Origin of the sequence: Streptomyces sp. NPDC001315, from assembly GCF_042896175.1 — a bacterium.
Taxonomy (GTDB): Bacteria; Actinomycetota; Actinomycetes; order Streptomycetales; family Streptomycetaceae; genus Streptomyces.
In genome coordinates, this window is sequence record NZ_JBIAWZ010000003.1 from 440,258 (window position 1) to 465,096 (window position 24,839).

Sequence of the window (24,839 nt, forward strand, 5' to 3'; positions counted from 1 at the left end):
TCCGACGGGTTCGCGGCCGACGACGGCCGTCGGTGGCCGACGATGGTCGCCGGTGTACAAGGCACAAGGCCGTGCCGCGTACGCCCCTGACCTTGGACATGCCCCGCCCGGAAGGGGTGTACGCGCGTGCCCGCACTTGTGCTGCTCGGTGCTCAGTGGGGTGACGAAGGCAAGGGAAAGGCGACGGACCTGCTGGGCGGCTCCGTCGATTATGTGGTGCGCTACCAGGGCGGCAACAACGCCGGCCACACGGTAGTCGTGGGCGACCAGAAGTATGCCCTTCACCTCCTCCCTTCCGGAATCCTGTCCCCGGGGTGCATCCCGGTCATCGGCAACGGTGTCGTGGTCGACCCGTCGGTCCTGCTCTCCGAGCTGAGCGGTCTGAACGAGCGCGGCGTCGACACGTCCAAGCTGCTGATCAGCGGAAACGCTCACGTCATCACGCCGTACAACGTCACCGTCGACAAGGTGACGGAACGCTTCCTCGGGAAGCGGAAGATCGGCACGACGGGGCGTGGCATCGGACCGACCTACGCGGACAAGATCAACCGCGTCGGCATCCGGGTGCAGGACCTGTACGACGAGTCGATCCTGACCCAGAAGGTCGAGGCGGCCCTCGACGTCAAGAACCAGATCCTCACCAAGCTGTACAACCGCCGCGCCATCGCCGTCGACCAGGTGGTCGAGGAGCTGCTGGGCTACGCGGACAAGCTCCAGCCGTACGTCGCCGACACGGTCCTCGTCCTCAACCAGGCGCTCGAGGACGACAAGGTGGTCCTCTTCGAGGGCGGCCAGGGCACGCTGCTGGACATCGACCACGGCACGTACCCCTTCGTCACGTCGTCGAACCCGACCGCGGGCGGTGCCTGCACGGGCGCGGGCGTGGGCCCGACGAAGATCAGCCGGGTCATCGGCATCCTCAAGGCCTACACGACTCGCGTCGGCGCCGGCCCCTTCCCGACGGAACTGTTCGACGAGGACGGCGCCGCGCTGCGCCGTATCGGCGGCGAGCGGGGTGTCACCACCGGCCGTGACCGCCGCTGCGGCTGGTTCGACGCGGTCATCGCCCGCTACGCGACCCGCGTGAACGGCCTGACCGACTTCTTCCTCACCAAGCTCGACGTCCTCACCGGCTGGGAAGAGATCCCGGTCTGCGTCGCGTACGAGATCGACGGCAAGCGCGTCGAGGAACTCCCGTACTCGCAGAGCGACTTCCACCACGCGAAGCCGGTCTACGAGAACCTCCCCGGCTGGTCCGAGGACATCACCAAGGCGAAGTCCTTCTCCGACCTCCCGAAGAACGCCCAGGCGTACGTGAAGGCCCTGGAGGAGATGTCCGGCGCCCCGATCTCCGCGATCGGCGTGGGCCCGGGCCGGGACGAGACGATCGAGATCAACTCGTTCATCTGAGGTCGTGCGGCAACAGGCCGTGCGGCAACAGCAAGAGGGGCGCCCCGAGGGCGCCCCTTTTTTGCATTGCCGCCGGTGTTCTGAGTTGCCGCCCGGGGGCTCCCTCAATCAGGCGTGCAGTCGGGGCAGTTGAGCGGAAGGCCCAGGCAGGGGTGCAAGGACAGCGTCAGTCTGTGGTCGATGGACGCGGGCAAGTTCTGAGCGGGGGCACCTGCGGGTGGGTGTCCCCGCAGGGCTCTCCCGGTTCGGGCGCTGACCGTCAGCTGAACACGATCATCGATCCCTGCGCCAGACTCCGCGTCGCCGCCGCGTGCAGCCCGAGCCAGACGTGCCGCTCGCGCGCGAAAGGGCTGGGGTCGTGCGGTGCCGGTACGGCGGGTTCCTCCAGCTCCGTGGGAGCGGACGGCGGGCTGGGTGCCGCCGGAGGGTTCGCCGGGTCGATACCTATCGTCGGGGCGACGTACTCCAGCTCCCGCAGCAGCGACTGCGAGGAGCCCAGCGGGCCGCCGCCCGCGAGCAGTTCGTCGTTGGACAGGGGCTGCGGGAAGTCCACGGGCACATACGCGCCCGCGTGGTCGTAGTGCCAGACCAGGTGCGACTGCTGGGCCGTCGACTCGAACATCTCCAGAAGCTGCTCGTAGTCGCCGCCCAGATCGTCCACCGGCGTGACCGGCAGCCCGCACACCTGGAGGAGATAGGCGCGGCGCAGGAAGTGCAGGGCGTCGTAGTCGAAGCCGGCCACGGGGGCGACCTCGCCGGACAGACCCGGCATGTACTGGTACACCGGCACCGGCGGCAGCCCGGCTTCGGCGAGCACCTTGTTGTACTGCGCGAGTTCCTCGGCGAACGGGTTGTCGGGCGTGTGGCACAAGACGTCGACGAGCGGTACCAGCCACAGGTCACAGGCCAAAGAGAGCTCCTCGCTCAGCGTGTAGCACGGCGGTCAGGGAAGGGAAGAGTAGTCGGTGCGGCACGGGTTCAGCTCCCCTCGTGCAGGTCCCATACCCACACCCCGCCGGTCCACCTACCGGGCCGGCCCACCAGCTTCTCCAAGGCCTGGCGCAGCAGGGCGTCGTTGGGCTGCGGGGCGAGGACGATCACGCCCGCCTTCCAGAAGGCGAAGTCCCGTGCGGCCTGCGCCTGCCAGTTCTTGCCGATCGTCGGGACCTTGCCCGAGTAGCGGATGTCCCGCAGCAGATTGGAGGTGTAGCGCGGGGAGGCGCCGTAGATGCCGATGCGGTCGTCGCCGTAGGGGCCGTTGAAGTAGCCGCCGGGGAGTTTGAAGCCCAGGTGCGCGGCTGTCTGCCAGTGCAGCGCCTCCGCGTTGCCGGGGTCGGGCAGCGGCACCGGTACCAGGCTCTCGCCGTCGCGGACGTACGACTTCCACATGCCGTCCGTGATGAAGGCGGGGACGTCCGGGCGGGCCGTCGACTTCAGGGGGGCGGGTATGAGGGGGAGCAGGGCGAGGGAGACGGCCAGCAGTCCGGCGTAGACCGTGCCCACGCGGCGGATCGCGGCCAGCCGGTCGACCGCGAGCGCGAGGAGCATGCCCAGCGCGGGGGCGCAGATCATCGCGACCCGGCCCTCGATGACGGACTCGAACAGCGGTTTGTCGGAGAGGAGGGCCCAGGGGCCGGGGAGGACCGTGTCGGTCAGCGGGAAGCGGATCTTCGGGCCCAGCGACAGCAGGGCCGCCGCCAGTGCCGTGAACGCCAGCGCCTTGACCACGGCCCGCTCCCACAGCCGTACGACGATCGCGAACGCGAGGAGGGCCAGCGGCCAGCCGTAGAAGGCGTTCTGCTCGGTCGGGTTGAGGGAGAGGGCGTTCGCGCGCTCCGCGTCGCCCGCGATCAGTGAGCGTTCGGCGAAGGAGAGCAGGGCGAGGGGGCTGTTGCCCGCGTTGTCGCCGTGCAGGACGCTCCGGTAGCTCTGCGGGCCGGCGAACTGCCAGGCCAGCGGGTAGCAGATGATCGGCAGGCAGACCGCGGCGGCGATCAGCAGGCCCCGCAGCAGCGGGCGCCAGGCCGCCTTCGTCACGTCCCGCCGCAGGACCCCGTAGGCCACGGCGAACAGCAGCATCCCGATCGACGCGAGCAGGAGGGGCTCCTCGCCGAGGAAGACCTGGTAGGCCGCCATCAGGCCGAGGATCACCGCGTCCCGTACGACCCGCGTGCCCGCGCACAGCCGCAGGGCGCGGTCGATGATCAGCGGGATCATGAACAGGATCACGAAGTTGGGGTGGGCGTTGGCGTGGCTGACCATCGGCGGGGCGAACGCGGCCAGCGAGGCGCCGAGGAAGGCCGCCGCCCGCTGCCGTACGACCCGTTTCACGATCAGCCAGTACCAGGCGGCCGCGGTGGCGGCCAGGCCCAGGGTCATACAGAGGCTGAGCGCGACCGCGGGGCCGAAGAGCAGCGTGATGGGGGCGAAGGGGACGGACAGGCCCAGCATGACCGTGTTGGCCATGAGGTTCACGCCGTCGGGGAAGCCCTGGAGGTCGGTGAAGAGCGGGTTGTGCAGATGGGCGACGCTGTCGGCGGCCACCGCCAAGAACCACTCCCACTGGTTCTGGTCCTGGAGGGAGTCCGGGAGGTAGCGGTGGGCGGGGTCGAAGAAGCGGCCCGAGTACAGGGCCACCGCCATGAGGAGGAAGAGGACGGCCACGAAGGCGTCGGCCGGGCGCAGGGCGCGGGCCTTGAGGCGGCCGAGTTCGCCGAGGACCCGGGCGTAGTCCAGGGGCCGCAGCTTCGAGCCGGACTGGTGGGACCAGGTCACCGGGACCTCGGCGACCGGCCAGTCGGCCCGGCGGAAGTGCTGGAGGACCTCGACGTCGATGCCCCAGCCGTTGAGCCGGGAGCCGGCGAAGGCGGCTCGCGCCCTGTCGCCGTCGAACAGCTTGAAACCGCACTGGGTGTCGCGTATCCCGGGGACCGCGACCCTGCGTATGAGTAAGTTGCCCGCGCGGCCGAGCAGTTGGCGCAGGCGGTGCTGGTGGTCGCCGATCGTCGCACCCGGGACCGAGCGGGAGCCGACGGCTGCCGCGTTCCCTTCGCTCAGCGCCTTGTCGAGCTTCTCCAGCTCCTCGATCGGCGCCGCCAGATCGGCGTCCGTGAGCAGCACGCGCCGGCCGCGTGCGGCGGCTACGCCGAGCCGCAGGGCGTGGCCCTTGCCCCGGTTGCGGGGGCTGGTGACCAACTGGATCCGGGGGTCGCGGCGGGCGGCGACGATCTCGCGGGTGGCGTCGGTGGAGCCGTCGTCGGCGACCACGACCTCCCACTCGCCCCAACGGCCCTCGGGTTCGCCCAGGTAGCGGGTGATCGCGTCGAGCGTCGGGCCGAGCCGCTGCTCCTCGTTGTAGGCGGGGACGACGACGGACAGGTCGACAGTGCTCCCGGCGGCGCCGCTCATCCGTCGGGTGCCCGGGCCGCTCATCCGTCCGCCAGTCGCTCGATGAGGGCCAGGGAGTGCGCGTTGTACTCCGCGACGATCGATCGGGCGGCGGCGGTGTCGCGGTGGGCGAGGGCGTCGACCAGCCGGGTGTGGCCGGACCACAGGTGGCCGCGCAGGTCGGCCAGGTGGCGCAGGTGCTGCACCGCGCACACCCAGGACTGCACGCGCAGCCGGTGCAGGAAGTCGACGAGGTAGGGGTTGCCGAACAGGGCGCTGAGCTCGCGCCAGAACCGCAGGTCGTAGCCGATCAGGACCATCAGGTCCCCGGCGTCGGCGGCGCGCTGTGCCTCCTCGCCGCGCCGGCGGACGCCCGCCACGGCGGCGGCGACCCGCGGGACGTCGAGGTTCTGGTAGCCGTTGTGGCCGGATTCGAGCGCATGGAACATGCCCTCGACGACCAGTGAGCGGGCCTCGATGATGCCCCGGAAGTCCTCGACCGAGTACTCGTGCACGCGGAAACCGCGGTGCTGGTCGGCCTCCAGGAGGCCCTGCGCGGAAAGATCGACGAGTGCCTCGCGCACCGGGGTCGCGGACACCCCGTACTGCTCGGCGATCTCCTTCACCGTGAACTCCTGCCCCGGTTGAAGCCGCCCGGCAAGTACTTCGTCACGAAGCGCGTCCGCGATCTGCTGCCGCAGGGTGCTGCGGTTCACGGCGCCGCTGCCGCTGGGGCCGGGCATGGTCAGGGTGTCTCCCTCGTCACGTGTAAGGGGCGTGCTCGTCCGCGTCGCTCGTGTACATCCACGAGCACGCCACCTTACGCGTTCGGGTTCCCGGGCCGCCCGGGTGAGGCGCTTACTCCGTGTGCTCGTCGGCCACGGAGAGCGCGGCGTCCAGGGCGGCCAGCCCCTCCTTCAACTCGGCCTCGCCGGCGTTGCACGGCGGCACGAAGTGCGTCCGGTTCATGTTGATGAAGGGCCACACGCCGTGCTTCTTCGCGGCGGCGCCGAACGCGGCCATCGGCGCGTTCGCCGCACCGGCCGCGTTGTACGGCACCAGCGGCTCCCGCGTCTGCTGGTTTTTGACCAGCTCGACGGCCCAGAACATGCCGACGCCGCGCACCTCGCCGACGCTCGGGTGCCGCTCCGCCAGCTCCCGCAGCCCGGGCTCGACGACGGACGCGCCCAGCTTCGCCGCGTTCTCGACCATGCCCTCCTCGGCCATCACGTTGATCGTCGCGACGGCGGCCGCGCAGGCCAGCGGGTGCCCCGAGTACGTCAGACCGCCCGGGTACGGCCGCTTCCCGAACGTCTCCGCGATCGCGCCGGAGATCGCGACCCCGCCGAGCGGCACATATCCGGAGTTCACGCCCTTGGCGAAGGTCATCAGGTCCGGCACCACGTCGAACAGGTCGGCCGCGAACCACTCACCGGTGCGCCCGAACCCGGCCATGACCTCGTCCAGGATGAAGACGATCCCGTACTTGTCGCAGATCTCCCGCACCCCGGCCAGATAGCCCGGCGGCGGGACCATGATCCCGGCCGTGCCCGGAATGGTCTCCAGGATGATCGCGGCGACCGTCGACGGCCCCTCGAAGGCGATCGTCGTCTCCAGGTGCTCCAGCGCCCGAGCGCACTCCTGCTCTTCGGTCTCGGCGTAGAAGCGGGAGCGGTACAGGAACGGCGCCCAGAAGTGCACGACCCCGGCCGCGGCACCGTCGGACGCCCAGCGGCGCGGGTCACCGGTGATGTTGATCGCCTGCTGGGTACCGCCGTGGTAGGAGCGGTACGCCGAGAGCACCTTCGGGCGGCCGGTGTGCAGCCGCGCCATCCGCACCGCGTGCTCCACGGCGTCGGCGCCACCGTTGGTGAAGAAGATCTTGTCGAGGTCGCCGGGGGTGCGCTCGGCGATCAGCCGGGCCGCCTCCGACCGTGCCTCGACGGCGAAGGCGGGCGCGAACGTGGACAGGGTCGCGGCCTGCTCCTGGATCGCGGCGACGACCTTCGGGTGCTGGTAGCCGATGTTCGTGAAGACGAGCCCGCTGGTGAGGTCGAGGTAGCGGTTGCCGTCGTAGTCCCAGAAGTACGACCCCTCCGCACCGGCGACGGCGAGCGGGTCGATGAGCTCCTGGGCGGACCAGGAGTGGAAGACGTGCGCGCGGTCCGCGGCCTTCACGGCGGCGCCGGCCTGGGGGTCGGTCTGAGGGGTCATGCGGGTGAGCGTAAATGTCCGCGATGCGGAAGCGGTATCGGCGTCCTGTCTGTGGACGGGAGGTTTCCGCGACAGGTTGTCCAGGCTCCCGGTCGTGCCCGACCTCGCTTTTCGGCGCAGCCATGGAGAAGTTGGGACCGGGGGATCTGCCGCGGATCGGCGCGTACCGGCTGCTGGCGCGGCTCGGGGCCGGCGGGATGGGGCAGGTGTACCTCGCGCGGTCCGACCGGGGGCGCACGGTCGCGGTGAAGCTGGTGCGCCGGGAGCTGGCCGCGCAGGAGGAGTTCCGGGCGCGGTTCCGGCAGGAGGTGCGGGCCGCGCGGCGGGTCGGCGGGCACTGGACGGCGCCGGTACTGGACGCGGACACCGAGGCCGCGGTGCCGTGGGTCGCCGCCGGGTATGTCGCCGGGCCCAGCCTTCAGCAGGTCGTCGGGCAGGATCACGGAGCCCTGCCCGAGCGGTCGGTACGGATCCTCGCCGCCGGGCTCGCCCACGCTCTCCAGGACATCCACGCCGCCGGGATCATCCACCGCGACCTCAAGCCGTCCAACGTGCTGGTGACCATCGACGGTCCCCGGGTCATCGACTTCGGGATCGCGCGGGCCATGGAGACGCTGGGAACCGAACCCCTACCGGGAGATCGAGTACGCCTACACCTACGGCCGGCCCCCGGCCGACTCCCTGGCGTCGGGCTTCCTGACATACCTGGCACGGGGCAACGGCCAGGACGTGATCCGCACCCACGGGCACATTCCGTGCTGGACACCGGAGGGGATGAAGCTCTGCGCCCAGGCCGGTGCCCCGGGTCAGCGGGGTTCGGGCGGGCGCTGTCGCGGCATGTTCGGCCGGGCCGGCCCCGGCGGCAGGGGGAAGCGGCCCTGCCCGCCCCCGGCGTCCTGCCGGGGCACGGAGGACATCGCCGACTGGATGCCCAGCGGCGTCGACCCGGTACGGAACTCCACCATCCAGTCGGCGGTCTCCGTGCGCACCAGCTCGATCACATCCTCCGAGAACCTCCGCAGCACCCCGAGACACCGGTCGGCGGCTTCGCTCGCCGTGCCCTCCGCCGGACCCAGCACCTCTCGCACGCTCTCCGACGCCCAGTCGAACTGGAACATCTGAAGCCGCCGCTGGATGGCCTGCGAGGTCGCCACGTCCCTTATCCACCCCGACGTCACCCCGAAGAACCGGTCGACGCCCACACACGCCCCCGCGAGCAGCAGCGCCAGATATCCCCAGGGCGCCAGCCCGTCGACGACGCCGGTGAGGTCCAGGAAGGGCAGCGCGGCCCCCGCGACCGCCCCGACCGCCGCGCCCGTACGCAGCACCCGCGCGGTCCGCCGCTTCCACATCCGGTCGGACAGGTACCAGGCCGCCGTCTCCAGGGCCCCGCGTTCCACCCATCGGTACAGCTCGTCCAGCCGCTCCGCCGGCTCGCCCCAGTCCCCGAGCGGGAACGCCCGCCCGGCCAGATCGCCCGGCCGCAGCCCGGCCGCCCCCTCGCCCCGCCCGTCCTGAGGCGGACCCTCGGGCTGCATCTCCGGCTGACCCACCCGGCACTCCCTACTGATCCCGACCGATCACGTTGCGTGACACCGCGCACCGCGACACCGTGACATCTGATGCTGGTGCGCCGCACCTTCCTACCTCCCAATGGGTGGCGAAGAGGAAGGTTTCATTGCTTTTCCGCCCGGACGGGGGTCTTGATCAGGTATAGGGCGGACAATCAACTCACTCGAAAGAGTGCTGGAGCGATGCCTGCCTGGACCACGTAGGCTCGTGCCAGGCGGGGAAATCCCCGCTCCGACAGCCGTACGAAACCAGGAGCTGATCGTGATTCCCGGTGGTGGCCAGCCCAACATGCAGCAGCTGCTCCAGCAGGCCCAGAAGATGCAGCAGGACCTGGCGCGGGCGCAGGAGGAACTGGCGCAGACGGAGGTCGACGGCCAGGCGGGCGGCGGCCTGGTGAAGGCGACCGTGACGGGCTCCGGCGAGCTCCGCGCCCTGAAGATCGACCCGAAGGCGGTGGACCCGGAGGACACGGACACCCTCGCCGACCTCATCGTCGCGGCCGTCCACGCGGCCAACGAGAACGCGCAGACCCTCCAGCAGCAGAAGCTCGGCCCGCTGGCTCAGGGGCTGGGCGGCGGCAGCGGCATCCCCGGCCTGCCGTTCTGACGTTCGTGCCGAGTGAGGCCCGTACCGCCTTCCTCGAACGGGCGGCGGCCAACTACGGTACGTACTGAAAAGACCCTGAAGACCCAGGAAGGGCAGTCCGTTGTACGAAGGCGTGGTCCAGGACCTCATCGACGAGCTGGGGCGGCTTCCCGGCGTCGGTCCCAAGAGCGCGCAGCGGATCGCCTTCCACATCCTCCAGGCGGAACCGACGGACGTGCGCCGCCTCGCGCACGCCCTCCTCGAGGTGAAGGCGAAGGTCCGCTTCTGCGCGACCTGCGGCAACGTCGCGCAGGAGGAGCTGTGCAACATCTGCCGCGACACCCGCCGTGACCCGACGGTCATCTGTGTCGTGGAAGAGCCCAAGGACGTCGTCGCCATCGAACGCACCCGGGAGTTCCGCGGCCGCTACCACGTCCTCGGTGGCGCGATCAGCCCGATCGAGGGGGTCGGCCCCGACGACCTTCGTATACGGGAACTCCTGGCCCGCCTGGCCGACGGGACGGTCACCGAACTGATCCTGGCCACGGACCCGAATCTCGAAGGCGAGGCGACGGCGACGTACCTCGCCCGCATGATCAAGCCCATGGGCCTGAAGGTCACCCGCCTGGCCAGCGGCCTCCCGGTGGGTGGCGACCTGGAATACGCGGACGAGGTCACGCTCGGCCGCGCCTTCGAGGGGAGACGACTCCTAGATGTCTGACGCCACGCTGCACGCGACCGAGCGGAACCCGGACGACTTCGCGGTCCAGATCGCGGACCAGGTCGAGAGCTTCCTGGTGGCCGTCACGGAGGTCGCGAAGGGCGACGAGCCGGACTCGGCCGTGCCCTTCCTCCTCCTGGAGGTGTCCCAGCTCCTCCTGGCCGGCGGCCGGCTCGGCGCGCACGAGGACATCGTCCCCGACGAGCGTTACGAGCCCGACCCGGGCCCGGAACCGGACGTGGACGATCTCCGCGAGAACCTGGCCCGCCTCCTGGAGCCGATCGACGTGTACTCGGAGGTCTTCGACCCGTACGAGCCCCGCAAGGCGCCCGTCCCGGCCCGTATCTCCGACGACCTGGCGGACGTCATCGCCGACCTGCGTCACGGCATGGCGCACTACCGCGCCGGCCGTACCACGGAAGCCCTCTGGTGGTGGCAGTTCTCCTACTTCTCCAACTGGGGCACCACGGCCTCGGCCAGCCTCAGGGCCCTGCACTCCGTCCTCGCCCACATCCGCCTGAACCAGCCCCTGGAGGAGCTGGACGGCCTGGACACGGACCAGGACATGGGCGACGACGCCCTGGAGATCGAGGCCGGCCGGGTGATGGCGGAGGAGATCGGCGGGTCGCTGGGGCTGGGGACGGCCAAGAAGTAGCGCCCCGGCCCTCGCCCCGGCCCTCCGGCTCGCGGCACTGTCAGAGCCCCCACATGCCCTTCCCCAACGTCGTCACCCCGCCCGTCAGAGCGAGCAGCAGCACGAGCAGGCGGGCCCGTTTCTCCGGTATCCGTCGAGCGAGCCCCCTGCCGATCAGTCCGCCCGCCACCATCGCCGCCACGACCAAGGTCCACCTCGGCGCACTCAGCTGCGGCACTCCGTTCGCCGCCACCGAGAACGCGTTGACGACGACGCCGTAGAACTGCGCGTTCGGTACGAACTCCCGTACCGTCCAGCCCGCGTTGACCGCGTACAGGGACACCGGCGGTCCGCCCACGCCCGCCGCGGAGTTCATGAAGCCGCCCACCGCGCCGGCGGCGACCGCCCCCTTCGTGCCGCGCAGGGTGGGGAGCCGGGCACCTCGGAGGACCAGGACCACGGCGACCGTGACCAGGGCGCCCATGAACAAGAGCAGGGCAGGCTCGGGGAGCCGGCGGGTCAGCCAGGTGCCCGCCGGTACCGTGCACGCCGCCGCCACGCACAGCGGCACCATCGCGCGCGCCCGCACCCGGCGCCAGCCGCCCGCGAGACCTACGACGCTGATGGCCCCGGCGGCGCAGTTGGCGAGGACGACTCCGTCGGCCGGGCCGAGCAGGAGGACGAGGCCGGGGACGGCCACGAGGGCGAAGCCCATGCCGGTGAGCCACTGCACGCAGGATCCGAGCAGCACGATCCCGGCCAGCAGAAGATCGTTCGTCACCACGGCATGCTGCCCTGGTGCAGTCAGCTACACCAGGGGTTCGGGAGCGTCCTCCCTCGTGACGGCCGTGCGGAAACGGGACTGTCGTGCGGGACCGGGGCAAGGGGGCGGCCGCCTGAGAATCGGGGCGGCCAGGGACACCGCCACTGCCGTTGGCGCCGTCGGCACCGTGGGCGTCGGCGTCAGCACGGACCGCACGTCAGCGCCTGAAACTTAATTCACAGCGATCACTTGTGTGTCATTGGTGTCAGTGGGCAGGGAGTGTTCTGGAACGGGCGGCCGGACATCTCACCATGCGGTACCGCAGAGGTGAAATTCGGGCGCTCGATAGACTGAGACGACCCGCAGTACACCGTTGTATGCGCGGGAAAGAAGACGAACTGAGCGAGGAGCGCACGTGGGCCTTGTCGTGCAGAAGTACGGAGGCTCCTCCGTAGCCGATGCCGAGGGCATCAAGCGCGTCGCCAAGCGAATCGTGGAAGCGAAGAAGAACGGCCACCAGGTGGTCGTCGTCGTTTCCGCGATGGGCGACACGACGGACGAGCTGATCGATCTCGCCGAGCAGGTATCCCCGATGCCTGCCGGCCGTGAGTTCGACATGCTGCTGACCGCCGGAGAGCGAATCTCCATGGCGCTGCTGGCCATGGCGATCAAAAACCTGGGACACGGAGCCCAGTCGTTCACCGGTAGCCAGGCAGGCGTCATCACCGACTCGGTCCACAACAAAGCCCGGATCATCGACGTGACGCCGGGCCGGATCCGCACCGCGCTGGACGAGGGCAACATCGCCATCGTCGCCGGGTTCCAGGGCGTCAGCCAGGACAAGAAGGACATCACCACGCTGGGGCGTGGTGGGTCCGACACCACGGCCGTGGCCCTCGCCGCCGCGCTCGACGCCGAGGTCTGCGAGATCTACACCGACGTCGACGGCGTGTTCACCGCCGACCCGCGCGTGGTGAAGAAGGCGAAGAAGATCGACTGGATCTCCTTCGAGGACATGCTGGAGCTCGCCGCGTCCGGCTCCAAGGTGCTGCTCCACCGCTGCGTGGAGTACGCCCGCCGCTACAACATCCCGATCCACGTGCGCTCGTCCTTCTCCGGACTGCAGGGCACCTGGGTCAGCAACGAGCCGAAGCAAGGGGACAAGAAGGTGGAGCAGGCCATCATCTCCGGTGTCGCGCACGACACCTCCGAGGCCAAGATCACGGTCGTCGGCGTGCCGGACAAGCCGGGCGAGGCCGCCGCGATCTTCCGCACCATCGCCGATGCCCAGGTCAACATCGACATGGTCGTGCAGAACGTGTCCGCCGCCGCCACCGGCCTGACGGACATCTCCTTCACGCTGCCGAAGACCGAGGGCCGCAAGGCCATCGACGCGCTGGAGCGCAACCGGGCGGGCATCGGCTTCGACTCGCTGCGCTACGACGACCAGATCGGCAAGATCTCCCTGGTCGGCGCCGGCATGAAGACCAACCCCGGGGTCACGGCGTCCTTCTTCGAGGCGCTGTCCGACGCGGGCGTGAACATCGAACTGATCTCGACCTCCGAGATCCGCATCTCGGTCGTCACGCGCGCCGACGACGTCAACGAGGCCGTCCGCGCCGTGCACACCGCCTTCGGACTGGACTCCGACAGCGACGAGGCCGTCGTCTACGGAGGCACGGGCCGCTGATGGCCCGAACCGGACGCCCCGGACGGCCGGCGCTGGCGGTCGTGGGAGCGACCGGTGCCGTCGGCACCGTCATGCTCCAGATCCTGTCCCAGCACGCGGACATCTGGGGCGAGATCCGCCTGATCGCCTCCCCCCGCTCGGCCGGCCGCAAGCTGGCCGTGCGCGGGGAGGAGGTCGAGGTCGTGGCCCTGACGGAGGAGGCCTTCGACGGGATCGACGTCGCCATGTTCGACGTACCCGACGAGGTCGCCGCGCGGTGGGCGCCGGTCGCCGCCGCCAAGGGTGTGGTGGTCGTGGACAACTCGGCCGCCTTCCGGATGGACCCGGACGTCCCCCTCGTCGTGCCCGAGGTCAATGCGCACACGGCGCGGGTGCGTCCGCGCGGGATCGTCGCCAACCCCAACTGCACCACCCTGTCCATGATCGTGGCGCTGGGCGCGCTGCACGCCGAGTTCGGGCTGCGCGCGCTGGTCGTCTCGTCGTACCAGGCGGTCAGCGGGGCCGGCCGGGCGGGCATCGAGACCCTGCGGCAGCAACTGTCCCTGGTCGCCGGTACGGAACTGGGGACCAACCCCGGTGACGTACGGCGGGCCGTCGGGGACAACACCGGGCCGTTCCCCGAGCCGGTGGCGCTGAACGTCGTACCGTGGGCCGGATCGCTGCGTGAGGACGGTTGGTCGTCGGAGGAGATGAAGGTGCGGGACGAGTCCCGCAAGATCCTCGGACTGCCGGAGCTGCCCGTCGCGGTGACATGTGTACGGGTGCCGGTCGTCACCACGCACTCCCTCACCGTCCACGCCCGCTTCGAGGGCGAGGTCACCGTCGACCGGGCCCGCGAGATCCTCGCGACGGCGCCCGGGGTCGTCCTGTGCGACGACCCGGCCGCCGGTGAGTTCCCGACGCCCGCCGATGTGGTGGGCACCGATCCGACCTGGGTCGGGCGGGTGCGGCGGTCGCTGGACGACCCCACCGCGCTGGAGTTGTTCGTGTGCGGGGACAATCTCCGCAAGGGTGCCGCGCTCAACACCGCGCAGATCGCGGAGTTGGTGGCGGCCGAGTTCTCCTGAGGCCCTGGGGCGGACGGAAAATGCCTGGCGGAAGGCGTGAGGGTTCGTAGTATCTGTGGGTCAGATGTGACTCGGATGTGTGTCCGATGTCGGTCGGGTATGAGGCGAATGTGATCCAGGTGGGAGCGGACCGATGGTCCGGACCACTTGAATCATGGGCCTGTACAACCGAAGATTTTCTCCCCGCCCTCCGCAACCGTGCCGAGGGCGGGGAGCGTCTTTGCGGTCGCCCTTCCGGAGCATGGGGGCGCGTGCGAGCCAGGCGTGGGGACGCCGTGGTGTGGGCGTGGGGACGCCCACCGTATGGGACATAGGGGAAGAGCGGGGCGCATGAGGGCATTTGAGGCAACGTCAGTTGTGCTGCCTGACGCGAGAACGTCGCCGGTCGCGTCGGCCATCACGTCTGACGCAAAAGTGACGCCCGGCACGTACAACCCTCACTGGGGGGAACGTGTCCAACTGGCGTGGCAGAGGTACTCGAATTCTCAACGGCGACGCGCGGCACTGCGCTGCGACCGCCCCGACGGCCCCGCATGCCCGGTGGCATGCCGGTGATCGCGCCCATGCCCGCAGCGCGGCCCACCCGCATACCGACCCAGCGTGACGGCGCCGACGACGCGGCGGCGGCCGGCACCACCGTCGACCACCTCACCGAGACCTACCGCGCCCACTACCGCTCGCTGCTGGGTCTCGCGGCGCTCCTCCTCGACGACACCGCCTCCTGTGAGGACGTCGTCCAGGAGGCCTTCATCCGTGTCCACTCCGCCCGCAAACGGGTCCGCGACCCGGAGAAGACCCTCGCCTACCTCCGCCAGACGGTCGTCAACCTCTCCCGTTCCGCGCTGCGCCGCCGCATCCTCGGCCTGAAGCTGCTCTCCAAGCCGATGCCGGACATGGCGAGCGCCGAGGAGGGGGCGTACGACCAGCTGGAACGCGACTCCCTGATCAAGGCGATGAAGGGCCTGCAGCGCCGCCAGCGCGAGGTCCTGGTGCTGCGCTACTTCGCCGACATGACCGAGGCCCAGGTCGCCGAGACGCTCGGGGTGTCGCTGGGTTCGGTGAAGGCGTACGGCTCCCGCGGTATCGCGGCCCTGCGCATCGCCATGGAGGCGTCGGCGTGAGGGACGAAGCCGAGGGCAGGGACTCCCACGAGCGGCACGAGCCGTTCGCGTGGCACGAACCGATGGCGCCACCGCACAAGCAAGAGCCGAAGCAATCGCACGCTGGGAACGGAACCGTGAACCACAGCCCTGACGAAAAGAGCCCCTCCGGGCTCGACTCGGACGAGCTGGCACTACGCAGTCTGCTGCGCCAGGCGGTCCAGGAGATGGAGCCGCGCGACGGCACACTGGACCACCTGCGACGGGCAGTGCCCGCCCGCCGCGCGCGCAAGCGGCAGGCCGCCGTCGGCATGGCGGCCGCGGCCCTCTTCGTCGGCACCGCCATCCCCGCCCTGTGGCACGTGTCCAACTCCGCCGGCTCCGACGCCGATCCGTCGATCGCGGCCAACAGCTCCCAGGTGCAGGGCGGCGCCACGTCGGGCAAGGACCCGGACGGTGGGGCGAGTACCTCCGCAGGCTCCGGCGACAAGACCTCCGGCACGGGCCAGGCCGATCCGAAGGACACCGGGAAGGGCGAGGAGACGGGCACCGCCACCGGCGCGTCCGGCGGCTCCGACCCCTCGGCCACCAGTGCGGCGACCGCGCCCACCTGCAAGGCCGACCAGCTCGGCTCCGCCACCGCGACCGCCGAGGTCCCCGACTCGGCCGGCATCGTCTACGGCACCTTCCGCGTCACCAACGTCTCCACCACCGGTTGTACCGTCAGCGGGCCCGGCAGTGTCACCCCTCTCGCCCAGGGCGCCGCGGACGCCACCAAGATCACGGTCGTGGAGCATGCCGCGGGCGACGCGGCCGCCGCCCTGCCCGCCCCCTCCCTCTACGTCCCCCGGCTGACCATCGCACCCGGCTCCGCCTACGAGGTGAAGTTCGCCTGGGTGCCCTCCGAGACCTGCCCCACCGCCGGCACCAGCGGCGGCACCGACACGGGCGGGCCCAGTGCCGACCCGAGCCCGAGCACGGGCGCGAGCTCCGCCTCGGGCACGACCACCGGCACCGGGACCGACACCGGCACCGGCACGTCCACCCAGCTGATCACCGAGGACGGCACGGCCGACGGCAGCGTGGTCGTCTCGCACACCCCGGAGGCGGGCTCGCCGACGGTTTCGGTGACAGTGTCGAACGCGTGCGCGGGGACGGTTTACCGGACGGGTCTGCTGGCGGGGTCGTAGGGAGTCGTCTTGCGGAGTCCTGAGGGGTCCTTGAGGGCTCTACGGGATCCCGGGGAGTCCTGAAAAAGGGGTCCTGAGGGGTCCCGAGGGGTCCTGAGGGGTCCCCGAGAGGTCCCGAGGGGCATTCAGGCGGGCGCCGGTCAGACCGTCGCGTGCTGCTCCTCCTCGGGTACCAGCCCGAGCTCCGCGTCCCGCGCGAACTCCACCTCGCGCCGGAGCAGCCGGAACCACATGAAGACCACGAACCCGGCGAACACGAACCACTCACCGGTGTAGCCGAGGTTCTGGAACGCCTTCAGGTCCAGCCCCGTGTCCGCCGCGGCGGTCGCGGGTACGGCCTTCATCCCCGAGTCGCCCCGGTTCAGCGTGACCCACGCGTCGTAGACGTCGTACGGCACGAGGTTCACCAGCGACGCCGAGCTGATCGCCGCGGTCTGCCCGGCCGGCAGCCCGCCCTGCGCGCTGACGCCGTTGTCGCCGGGGGTCTCGGACGCCTGGAGCGAGCCGGTGACGGTGACCTCGCCGGCCGGCGGCGCGGGAGCCTCGGCCGGGTCGGCGTCACCGGGCAGCCAGCCGCGTACGACGGGCAGGGCCTTGCCGTCCTCGGTGCGCAGCAGGGTCAGGACGTAGTAGCCGTTCCTGTCGTCCAGCTCGCGGTCGGGGACGAGCAGCTGCTTGCCGTACCGGCCGGTCGCGGTGACCTGGTCGCCGGACGTCTCCTTGTCCACGGGCAGCAGCTCGGCCAGCGGCCGGGCCGCCTGCGTCCGGTCGGACTCGGCCTGCTCGGTCGCGTCGCGGTGGTCGGCCACCCGCGACTCGAACCGGCTCAGCTGCCAGGACCCCATGAAGACGCAGAAGGGGATGGCCAGCAGCACGAATACGTTGATCCCCCACCAGCGGGGCGTCAGCAGGAACCGGTACACGCCTCAAAGGTACGGGGCGGACGCGGAGGACCGGGCGGCGGGGGAGGGGGGACGAAAAGCAAGGAAATCGGAAGCGGATCGGAAAGGGACCCCTCGAAGTTATCCACAGGCTGGGGACCTCTTCGGCGGATTGTCGGGCGGTGCGGGCAGTATGGGGTCATGACTGAGAGCCACGGGTCCGTCTCGCCGGATCAGCAGGTACAGCGCGAGGAGATGCCGGACTGGGAGAAGCGCTTCCGGGCGCCAAGGGTGTCGCTGCCCGACTGGGCGGAGGACGCACCGCACCGCTCCCTGTTCGTGTCGAACGCCACGGGGACGTACGAGCTGTACGCCTGGGACCGTTCGACACACGAGCAGCGCCAGGTCACGAACCGGCCGAACGGCACGACGGACGGCGTGCTCTCCCCGGACGGCACGTGGATCTGGTGGTTCGACGACAAGGACGGCGACGAGTTCGGCGTGTGGCGCCGCCAGCCGTTCGGGGGCGGCGAGGACGAGCTCGCCACGCCCGGCCTGGACCCGTCGTACCCGGCGGGCCTGGCCCTCGGCAGAGACGGCCGTACAGCGGTCGTGGGCCGCTCCACGGACGACGACGGTACGACGATCCACCTCGCGCGCGTGGGGGAGCCCCCGGCGGAGATCTACCGTCACCGCGAGTCGGCGGGCGTCGGCGACCTCTCGCACGACGGCTCCCTGATCGCGATCGAGCACACCGAGCACGGTGACGCGATGCACTCGGCGCTGCGTGTGCTGCGCCCCGACGGCACGGCGGTCACCGAACTGGACGACACGGAGGGCGGCACGCGGGAGCTGGGACTTGAGGTGCTCGGCTTCGCCCCCGTGGACGGCGACACCCGCCTCCTCATCGGCCACCAGCGACGCGGCCGCTGGGAGCCCCTGGTGTGGGACGTCGCGACAGGCGAGCAGACGGACCTGGTGCTGGACCTGCCGGGCGACGTGAGCGCGGAGTGGTACCCGGACGGCAGCGGGCTGCTGATCGCGCACGGCTTCGAGGCCCGCAGCGAACTGCTGCGCTACGACCTCACGACGAGCGAACTGGTGAGGATCCCCACTGCGCCCGGCACCGTGTCCGGGGCGACGGCCCGCCCGGACGGCAGCGTGGAGTACCTGTGGTCGTCGTCCGCCGAGCCGTCCGCCGTCCGCTCGACGACGGGCGGGGTGGTCCTGGACCCGCCGGGCCTGAAGTCGCCGGGCTCGGTCCCCGTGGAGGACGTGTGGGTGGAGGGCCCGGGCGGCCGCATCCACGCCCTGATCCAGAAGCCGGCGGGCGCCACCGGCCCGCTCCCCACGGTCTTCGACATCCACGGCGGCCCGACCTGGCACGACAGCGACTCCTTCGCGGCGGCCCCGGCAGCCTGGGTGGACCACGGCTACGCGGTGGTCCGGGTCAACTACCGCGGCTCGACGGGCTACGGCCGGGCCTGGACCGACGCCCTGAAGCACCGCGTCGGCCTGATCGAACTGGAGGACATCGCCGCGGTCCGTGAATGGGCGGTCGCCTCCGGCCTCGCCGACCCCTCCCGCCTGATCCTCACCGGCGGCTCCTGGGGCGGCTACCTCACCCTCCTGGGCCTCGGCGTCCAGCCCGACGCCTGGACCCTGGGCATCGCCGTGGTCCCCGTAGCCGACTACGTCACGGCCTACCACGACGAGATGGAGGCCCTGAAGGCGATGGACCGCACCCTGCTGGGCGGCACCCCGGAGGAGGTCCCGGACCGCTTCGAGGCGTCCTCCCCCCTCACGTACGTCGACCAGGTCAAGGCCCCGGTCTACATCTCGGCCGGCGTCAACGACCCCCGCTGCCCCATCCGGCAGATCGAGAACTACGTCGAGCGCCTCGAAACCCGCGGCGCGGTCCACGAGGTGTACCGCTACGACGCGGGCCACGGTTCGCTGGTCGTGGACGAGCGGATCAAGCAGGTACGGCTGGAGCTGGAGTTCGCGGAGAAACATCTCGGGAGCTGACCTTCCCTCCCGTGACGCGGGGTCGAAGGGGCGGAGCACCTGGGGATGGTGGGGGAGGGCAAGGGCGGCAAAGGGGACTGTCCCCTACCCCTCGCCCCGCCCTCGCCCCCGCCTCCCGAGCAACTCCGCCAGCCCCCGCCGCGTGGCCGCCAGCACCACCCGGTCCTCGGCCCGCAGCACATACGTGTCGGGCAGACCCCACACCAGCTCCGACTCGCCCGGCCGAGCCTCAGCCGACCCCGACCCCGACGCCGACCCGGACGACGCCCCCGAACTCGCCGAACCTGCCCCCGACCCCGTCGAACGCGACCCCGTCGCATCCAACGCCAACACCCGCCACGCCCCCGCCCGAAACGCCTCCGCCACCGTCCTGCCCTCCAGCTGCGGATGCCCACCCACATCCACCGCCGCGAACAGCAGCACCCGCCGCTCCACCGGAATCGCCCCCAGGATCTGCCGTCCCAGCATCGCCCCGGCGAACGCGGGCGCCGCCAGATGGGTGACACTCCGGCTCCGGGTGAGCGCCTGTGGATGCGCGGCCCGCAGGGTCCGGTACACGGCGGTCGCGAAGTCGTCGTCGTACAACCGCAGCACCACCCGCAGATCCGGCCGCACGGCCCGCGCGTACAGCACGGCCTCGAGGTTCGTCGTGTCCGAACTCGTCACCGCGAGCAACGCATGCGCCCGATGGATCTTGGCGGCCTCCAGGACGCCCTCCTGCGTCACGTCCCCCAGCACCACCGGCACCCGCAACCGCCGCGCCGTGGCCAGCCCCCGCGCCTCCGGCCCGGCCTCCACGCACACCACCGGGATGTTGAGTTCCCGCAGCCGCGTCAGCACCCGCGTACCGATCTTGCCGAGCCCGAGGAGCACCACATGCCCGCCCATGCCGCGCGGCGGCTTCCGCAGCGCCGACGCGCTGCGGAACGTCCCCAGCGCCTCCAGCACCGCCGCCAGCAGTACCGGCAACAGCAGCAACCCGACCAGTCCGGACAGGAGTTGAAGCACCTGCCGCTCGGTGGACGCCCCGATCGCCGGGTCGTTGATGGCGAAGAGATCCAGCAGCGTCAGATACAGCGCGCCCAGCGGATGGATCCCGGTCGCCACCCACAGCGCCACGGCCAGCGCGAGCACACACCCCACGATCCCCGCCACCGACAACCGCAATCGCCGCGAGAACAGTGAGGCGAACGGCGGTACGACCCCCATCCCGCGCCCTGCCGAAGCCGACGCGGACGGTCCGGCGTACGACACCTGCTCCAGTACGACGGTCCCGCGCCCGGTGGCGGCCCGTACGGCCGCCGCGTCCGGCAGCAGCTGCGGCCCGTGTTCCCCGCTGCTCTCGGAACCGTCGGCGCCGGCCGGGTCGTTGCTCGTCGTGGACAGCAGCGCGAGCGTGGCCAGCCCCGGATCGGCCACCTGTCCGGGCCCCGGCGGCGGCCGGTCCACCGCGCGCAGCAGCAGCCCGTCCGTCTGTACGACCTTGGTGGTGCCGGCGACGGCGGACGCGGCCAGCGCGGGCGCCGCGGTGTCGGCATCGGACAGCACGGTGGTGGAGGCGTCGCTCCCCGCCGCCGTACCGTCATCGGCGGCGGTCGCCAACGCGGCGGCCTGATCGAGGAGTTCCTCGATGTGCTGGCCCAACCGCCTGTTGTAGAGGCGTAGGACGAGGTTCAGCCGGGGGTTGAGCCGGCGGGCGGTGAGGGCGGCACGGATGTTGGTCTCGTCGTCGTCGTACACGAGCGCCAGCGCGGCCGCCCGCTCCACGCCCGCCTCGGCGAGCACGGCCTCGGAGGGCTCGACGGCCTCCAAGGTCCGCTCGCGCCCGGCGGGTTCACCACCACCGGCGGCATTGCCGCCACCGCCACCGCCGCTGCTGCCGGCGCCGCCGTTGCCCGCCGCCCGGTTGACGGCCGCGCTCACCACCCGGTCGAGCAGCGCCGCCGACACCGCGCGGGCCCGCCCGACGACCGGCGGCCGGATCGTACGCTCCGAGGGCGGGACGACGAGCGTCACCTGCTCGCCGTACACGCCGCGCAACTCGGCGGCGAGCCGGTGCGCGAGCCCGTCGTCGCCGCACACCACCATGTGTGCGCCGACGTCCGTCGGCAGGCCTTGATTCGGAACGTTCCCCACGAGGGAGAAGACTGCCTCACCGGGACAGGCGGTTCCAGGAGGCCGCCCAGGCGGCTGAACACCGCTCCCCACAGCCCCGTACTGAAGGGGAGGAAGAACACGGAAAGCGGAGGTGCCCGGCCCGTGGCGATCACCAACTCGGCCCCGCCCGGAGCCGACCACCGCGCCGACCCCGAACCACCCGAGGGGGACCAGGAGCGGGACCCCGAGCGGGGCCAGGTCGGCCGCCGCTTCGACTCCCCCCTCGCCCTGACGATGCTTCTGCTTCTCCTGGTGCTGCTCCAGGGGCCCCTGCGCCGCGCGCTGTCCGCGCCGGTGATGCAGAGCTGGACGACGGTGTTCGTGGCGGTGGTCGTGCAGGCCCTGCCCTTCCTGGTCCTCGGTGTCCTGCTGTCGGCGGCCATCGCCGTCTTCGTGCCCCCCTCCTTCTTCGCCCGCGCCCTGCCGAGCCGCCCCGCCCTGGCGGTCCCGGTCGCGGGGATGGCGGGTGCGGTGCTGCCCGGCTGCGAGTGCGCGTCGGTGCCGGTGGCCGGCGCGCTGGTCCGCCGGGGCGTCACCCCGGCCGCGGCGCTGGCCTTCCTCCTCTCCGCCCCGGCGATCAACCCGATCGTGCTGACGGCGACCGCCGTGGCCTTCCCCCGCGACCCGGAGATGGTCCTGGCCCGCTTCGTCGCGAGCCTGCTGGTGGCGTGCGTCATGGGGTGGCTGTGGCAACGCCTCGGCCGCGCGGACTGGCTGCGCCTGCCGACGCACGCGCCGCACGACGGTGAAAGCAAGGGCGCGGCGTTCTGGGGTTCGGTCCGGCACGACGTGATGCACGCGGGCGGCTTCCTGGTGCTGGGCGCGATGGCGGCGGCGACCCTGAAGGCCGTCGCGCCCGCGAGCTGGCTGCGTACGGCGGCCGACAACCCGGTGCTGGCGGTCCTCGCCCTGTCGGTCCTCGCCGTACTGCTGTCGATCTGCTCGGAGGCGGACGCGTTCGTCGCCGCGTCGCTCTCCCAGTTCTCGCTCACGGCCCGGCTCGCCTTCCTGGTCGTCGGCCCGATGATCGACCTGAAGCTGTTCGCCATGCAGGCGGGCACCTTCGGCCGTGGCTTCGCCCTGCGCTTCGCTCCCGCCACGTTCGCCCTCGCCGTCACCGTGTCGGTCCTGACGGGGACGGTGCTCCTGTGAACCGCCTCGCCCAGGCGGCGGTTCTGTTCCTCCTCGGTGCGGCCCTGCTGCACGCCGGCGCGACCGACCTCTACCTGCGCTACGTCAAGGCGGGTCTGCAACCGCTGCTGCTGGCCTCGGGCGCGGTGCTGATCGCGGCGGCGGTGGCGACGGTCCGGTACGAGCGGCGGGAGGCAAAGGCAGTTCGACAAGGTGAGCCAGAGCCGGCCCGACAGGAGGAACATGCGCGCGTCCACCGCGAACCCCGAGTCTCCTGGCTTCTGATCCTCCCCCTCCTGGTCCTCATCCTGGTCGCCCCGCCCGCGCTCGGCTCCTACAGCGCGACCCGCACCGGCACGGCCCTGCAACAGCCCCTCGCCTATCCGCCCCTCCCCACCGCGGACCCCCTCCGCCTCAGCGTGGTCGACTACGCGGGCCGGGCGGTCTACGACCACGGCCGTACCCTCACCGACCGCCGCATCCAGCTCACCGGCTTCGTGGCCCTCGACCACGACGGCACCCCGTACCTGGTCCGCATGGCTCTCAACTGCTGTGCCGCCGACGCCCAGCCGGTCAAGATCGGCCTGACCGGCCACATCCCCCCGGTCCTCCAGCCGGACACCTGGCTCCAGATCACCGGCAGCTACACCTCCAGGCAGGCGAAGGACCCCGTCAACAACGGCCCGATCCCGTTCATCGAGGTCACCGCCGCGAAGCCGGTCCCGGTGCCGCACGACCCGTACGACGAGTCGTGGAACACCTGACGGCTCGCCACTGAAGTGCTAGCGCCTGGGCTCCGTGCCATTGGATTTGATGTTCGGCTTTTCGCTTGCCTTGGCTGCGCCCGTCTGCTTCGGCGTCGGCGTCCCCTTCGGCGTCTGCTTCGGCGTCGGCGTCGGTGTCTGCGCCAACCGGTCGGCGCAGTAGGCAGCGACGTTGTCCGATCCGCCGGCGGCTGTGACGAGTCGCTGCCAGGCCGTCGAGTTCACCGCTCTGCCGCGGCCCTCCACCGATGCGTACGCGCGACAGTGGGCCTGGATGTCCTTGGCCGTGGGCGGGCGGTCCGGAAGGACAGAGGTGGCAGGACCGCGCGACGCGGCGGCTTCCGGCATCGCCGTGGAGGGTCGGGGAGCGGTCGGTGACGGATGCCGTCGTCCGTCGCTCCTGTCCTGCGGGGCCCCGTCGGAGCCGGGCGAGCCGATCGCCGCGATCGCGACACCGCCCAGACTGAGACTGGCGACGAACAGGGCAACGGTGGCTTTCAACCGGCGCGGGACCGGACTGCGTCGCACCCGCCAGTCGTCCCGATTCCGGGTCCGCGCCTCCTTGTGCATGCCGGCGTCCCGGGCGGCGCGGAAGGCCGCCACAGCCCCCTCCTCGCCCGACGCGCCAAGGGCGTCCGCGCACAACGCGTGGCCGAGCGCCGATGCCAGCCGCGTCGTCCCGACCGCGCTGTCCGCACGGGACGCGCGGCCGCCCGCGCCGGCGCGCCGACGGGTCGATGCTCCGCCGGCGCTGTGTCGGTCGCCCATGCCCGTGTCCGTCCCTGCGTGATCTTTGTTCGTTGGTCTTACGTGTCCGGCGCCCTCGCCGCTCACTTCGACTGCCTCAGCGTATGAGCGCCGTTTCCTGTCACAGCCGAGGCATCGGGGGTGCCGAGTTGGCGGGCCAGACGTTTGAGTCCGCGGTGGGCGGCGGTGCGTACCGCGCCGGGACGCTTACCGAGGACGCGGGCGGCGGCCGGACCGCTCAGGCCGACGACGACGCGCAGCAGCACTGCCTCGGCCTGATCGCGAGGCAGGCCACGAATCAGTTCCAGCGCGTGTTCCGTCGAGAGGGCTTCCAGCGCCTGGTCGTGGGCGCTGTCCGGCCCGGGCAGCTCCAGGCAATGCAGATCGACCGGGGCGATCACGGGGCGGCTTCGGCGGCGGCGCACATGGTCCAGGGCCCGGTGGCGGGCGATGGTCGCACTCCAGCCGCGAAAGCCGGCGCCGTCGCCCTTGAACCGCCTCAGGTCCCGGGCGATCTCCAGCCAGGTCTCGGACGCCACATCCTCGGCATCCTGGTCGACCAGCCCGCGCAGGTAACCGAGCAGTCCAGGCTGCACGATCCGGTACACGACCGCGAAGGCGGCCTCGTCACCGTCCTGGGCCCGAGCGACGGCGGCACCCAGCTCCGCGTCCCGCGCCTGCGTGCCGCGGCGCTCACCTCCCTGGCCCAAAACCCGTCCTCGTCCGCACCGTTCGTCGAGCACACGGCGGCAGACCCCCGATGCGATACCGCGGGCCCTGCCCCTCCCCTACTTGGTC

21 protein-coding genes and 2 pseudogenes are annotated in these 24,839 nt (G+C 71.3%); 13 read left to right on the top strand and 10 right to left on the bottom strand.

Translation table 11 applies throughout. The features are described from left to right. The first annotated feature begins 126 nt into the window (after positions 1 to 126). Complete coding sequence (locus tag ACFY16_RS12475; protein ID WP_390647043.1) at positions 127 to 1,410, top strand: adenylosuccinate synthase; 1,284 nt, start codon at positions 127 to 129, stop codon at positions 1,408 to 1,410. 259 nt (positions 1,411 to 1,669) lie between these two features. Here ACFY16_RS12475 and ACFY16_RS12480 read toward each other — a convergent pair whose 3' ends face one another. The 4 genes from ACFY16_RS12480 to ACFY16_RS12495 all read right to left on the bottom strand — a co-directional run bounded on the left by ACFY16_RS12480 (position 1,670) and on the right by ACFY16_RS12495 (position 7,011). Further along, a complete protein-coding gene (locus ACFY16_RS12480) occupies positions 1,670 to 2,320 on the bottom strand; it encodes a hypothetical protein (RefSeq protein WP_390647044.1) in 651 nt (216 codons plus the stop codon). Between the two features lie 68 nt (positions 2,321 to 2,388). Beyond that, positions 2,389 to 4,818 carry a dolichyl-phosphate beta-glucosyltransferase gene (locus tag ACFY16_RS12485; protein ID WP_390647045.1) on the bottom strand — a complete coding sequence of 810 codons (2,430 nt, stop codon included), beginning with the start codon at positions 4,816 to 4,818 and terminating at the stop codon, positions 2,389 to 2,391. Between the two features lie 20 nt (positions 4,819 to 4,838). Next, a complete protein-coding gene (locus ACFY16_RS12490; RefSeq protein ID WP_390647046.1) occupies positions 4,839 to 5,540 on the bottom strand; it encodes a GntR family transcriptional regulator in 702 nt (233 codons plus the stop codon). Between the two features lie 115 nt (positions 5,541 to 5,655). Continuing rightward, entirely contained in the window at positions 5,656 to 7,011 is a 1,356-nt protein-coding gene (locus tag ACFY16_RS12495; RefSeq protein WP_390647047.1) for an aspartate aminotransferase family protein, read from the bottom strand. Between the two features lie 122 nt (positions 7,012 to 7,133). Here ACFY16_RS12495 and ACFY16_RS12500 point away from each other — a divergent pair. Together ACFY16_RS12500 and ACFY16_RS12505 are read left to right on the top strand one after the other, a co-directional pair. Next, a pseudogene (locus ACFY16_RS12500) lies at positions 7,134 to 7,625 on the top strand (serine/threonine-protein kinase); the annotation flags it as partial. A gap of 13 nt (positions 7,626 to 7,638) precedes the next feature. Continuing rightward, positions 7,639 to 7,803: pseudogene (locus ACFY16_RS12505) on the top strand (phosphate ABC transporter substrate-binding protein); the annotation flags it as partial. A gap of 14 nt (positions 7,804 to 7,817) precedes the next feature. Here the strand turns inward: ACFY16_RS12505 and ACFY16_RS12510 are convergent. Beyond that, a complete protein-coding gene (locus tag ACFY16_RS12510) occupies positions 7,818 to 8,564 on the bottom strand; it encodes an SLATT domain-containing protein (protein WP_390647048.1) in 747 nt (248 codons plus the stop codon). A 280-nt stretch (positions 8,565 to 8,844) separates the two neighbouring features. Between ACFY16_RS12510 and ACFY16_RS12515 the strand changes: the two genes are divergently transcribed. From ACFY16_RS12515 to ACFY16_RS12525, 3 genes are all read left to right on the top strand, one after another. Then, a complete protein-coding gene (locus ACFY16_RS12515; protein WP_390647049.1) occupies positions 8,845 to 9,189 on the top strand; it encodes a YbaB/EbfC family nucleoid-associated protein in 345 nt (114 codons plus the stop codon). A 100-nt stretch (positions 9,190 to 9,289) separates the two neighbouring features. Beyond that, positions 9,290 to 9,889 (top strand): recombination mediator RecR, encoded by a 600-nt coding sequence (gene recR, locus ACFY16_RS12520; protein WP_390647050.1) that lies wholly within the window; start codon positions 9,290 to 9,292, stop codon positions 9,887 to 9,889. After that, entirely contained in the window at positions 9,882 to 10,544 is a 663-nt protein-coding gene (locus tag ACFY16_RS12525; protein WP_390647051.1) for a DUF5063 domain-containing protein, read from the top strand. Before recR ends, ACFY16_RS12525 begins: the two co-directional genes overlap by 8 nt. Positions 10,545 to 10,584: 40 nt before the next feature. Here the strand turns inward: ACFY16_RS12525 and ACFY16_RS12530 are convergent, their stop codons facing one another. Continuing rightward, on the bottom strand, positions 10,585 to 11,304 hold the full coding sequence (locus ACFY16_RS12530; RefSeq protein WP_390647052.1) for a sulfite exporter TauE/SafE family protein: 720 nt from the start codon (positions 11,302 to 11,304) through the stop codon (positions 10,585 to 10,587). A 397-nt stretch (positions 11,305 to 11,701) separates the two neighbouring features. On the opposite strand from ACFY16_RS12530, the gene ACFY16_RS12535 reads away from it, so the two are divergent. The 4 genes from ACFY16_RS12535 to ACFY16_RS12550 all read left to right on the top strand — a co-directional run bounded on the left by ACFY16_RS12535 (position 11,702) and on the right by ACFY16_RS12550 (position 16,333). Further along, positions 11,702 to 12,976 (top strand): aspartate kinase, encoded by a 1,275-nt coding sequence (locus tag ACFY16_RS12535; protein ID WP_390647053.1) that lies wholly within the window; start codon positions 11,702 to 11,704, stop codon positions 12,974 to 12,976. Continuing rightward, positions 12,976 to 14,043 (top strand): aspartate-semialdehyde dehydrogenase, encoded by a 1,068-nt coding sequence (locus tag ACFY16_RS12540; RefSeq protein ID WP_390647054.1) that lies wholly within the window; start codon positions 12,976 to 12,978, stop codon positions 14,041 to 14,043. Before ACFY16_RS12535 ends, ACFY16_RS12540 begins: the two co-directional genes overlap by 1 nt. Before the next feature lie 533 nt (positions 14,044 to 14,576). Then, positions 14,577 to 15,164 carry a SigE family RNA polymerase sigma factor gene (locus tag ACFY16_RS12545; protein ID WP_390647055.1) on the top strand — a complete coding sequence of 196 codons (588 nt, stop codon included), beginning with the start codon at positions 14,577 to 14,579 and terminating at the stop codon, positions 15,162 to 15,164. Between the two features lie 116 nt (positions 15,165 to 15,280). After that, positions 15,281 to 16,333: a hypothetical protein gene (locus ACFY16_RS12550; protein ID WP_390647056.1), complete on the top strand. Its 1,053-nt coding sequence runs from the start codon at positions 15,281 to 15,283 to the stop codon at positions 16,331 to 16,333. 140 nt (positions 16,334 to 16,473) lie between these two features. Here the strand turns inward: ACFY16_RS12550 and ACFY16_RS12555 are convergent, their stop codons facing one another. After that, on the bottom strand, positions 16,474 to 17,256 hold the full coding sequence (locus tag ACFY16_RS12555) for an SURF1 family protein (protein ID WP_390647057.1): 783 nt from the start codon (positions 17,254 to 17,256) through the stop codon (positions 16,474 to 16,476). Between the two features lie 159 nt (positions 17,257 to 17,415). On the opposite strand from ACFY16_RS12555, the gene ACFY16_RS12560 reads away from it, so the two are divergent. Then, positions 17,416 to 19,242 carry a prolyl oligopeptidase family serine peptidase gene (locus ACFY16_RS12560; RefSeq protein WP_390647058.1) on the top strand — a complete coding sequence of 609 codons (1,827 nt, stop codon included), beginning with the start codon at positions 17,416 to 17,418 and terminating at the stop codon, positions 19,240 to 19,242. Between the two features lie 84 nt (positions 19,243 to 19,326). On the opposite strand, the gene ACFY16_RS12565 is transcribed toward ACFY16_RS12560, so the two are convergent. After that, positions 19,327 to 21,330, bottom strand: coding sequence for an NAD-binding protein (locus ACFY16_RS12565; protein ID WP_390647256.1), 2,004 nt, complete (start codon positions 21,328 to 21,330; stop codon positions 19,327 to 19,329). A 171-nt stretch (positions 21,331 to 21,501) separates the two neighbouring features. Between ACFY16_RS12565 and ACFY16_RS12570 the strand changes: the two genes are divergently transcribed. Together ACFY16_RS12570 and ACFY16_RS12575 are read left to right on the top strand one after the other, a co-directional pair. Further along, positions 21,502 to 22,551, top strand: coding sequence for a permease (locus tag ACFY16_RS12570; RefSeq protein ID WP_390647059.1), 1,050 nt, complete (start codon positions 21,502 to 21,504; stop codon positions 22,549 to 22,551). After that, positions 22,548 to 23,294, top strand: a complete 747-nt coding sequence (locus ACFY16_RS12575) for a TIGR03943 family putative permease subunit (protein WP_390647060.1) — start codon at positions 22,548 to 22,550, stop codon at positions 23,292 to 23,294. The genes ACFY16_RS12570 and ACFY16_RS12575 overlap by 4 nt, the downstream gene beginning before the upstream one ends. A gap of 18 nt (positions 23,295 to 23,312) precedes the next feature. On the opposite strand, the gene ACFY16_RS12580 is transcribed toward ACFY16_RS12575, so the two are convergent. Beyond that, positions 23,313 to 24,062 carry a hypothetical protein gene (locus tag ACFY16_RS12580; RefSeq protein ID WP_390647061.1) on the bottom strand — a complete coding sequence of 250 codons (750 nt, stop codon included), beginning with the start codon at positions 24,060 to 24,062 and terminating at the stop codon, positions 23,313 to 23,315. Positions 24,063 to 24,124: 62 nt separating this feature from the next. Further along, positions 24,125 to 24,751 (bottom strand): RNA polymerase sigma factor, encoded by a 627-nt coding sequence (locus tag ACFY16_RS12585; protein WP_390647257.1) that lies wholly within the window; start codon positions 24,749 to 24,751, stop codon positions 24,125 to 24,127. Between the last annotated feature and the right edge of the window lie 88 nt (positions 24,752 to 24,839).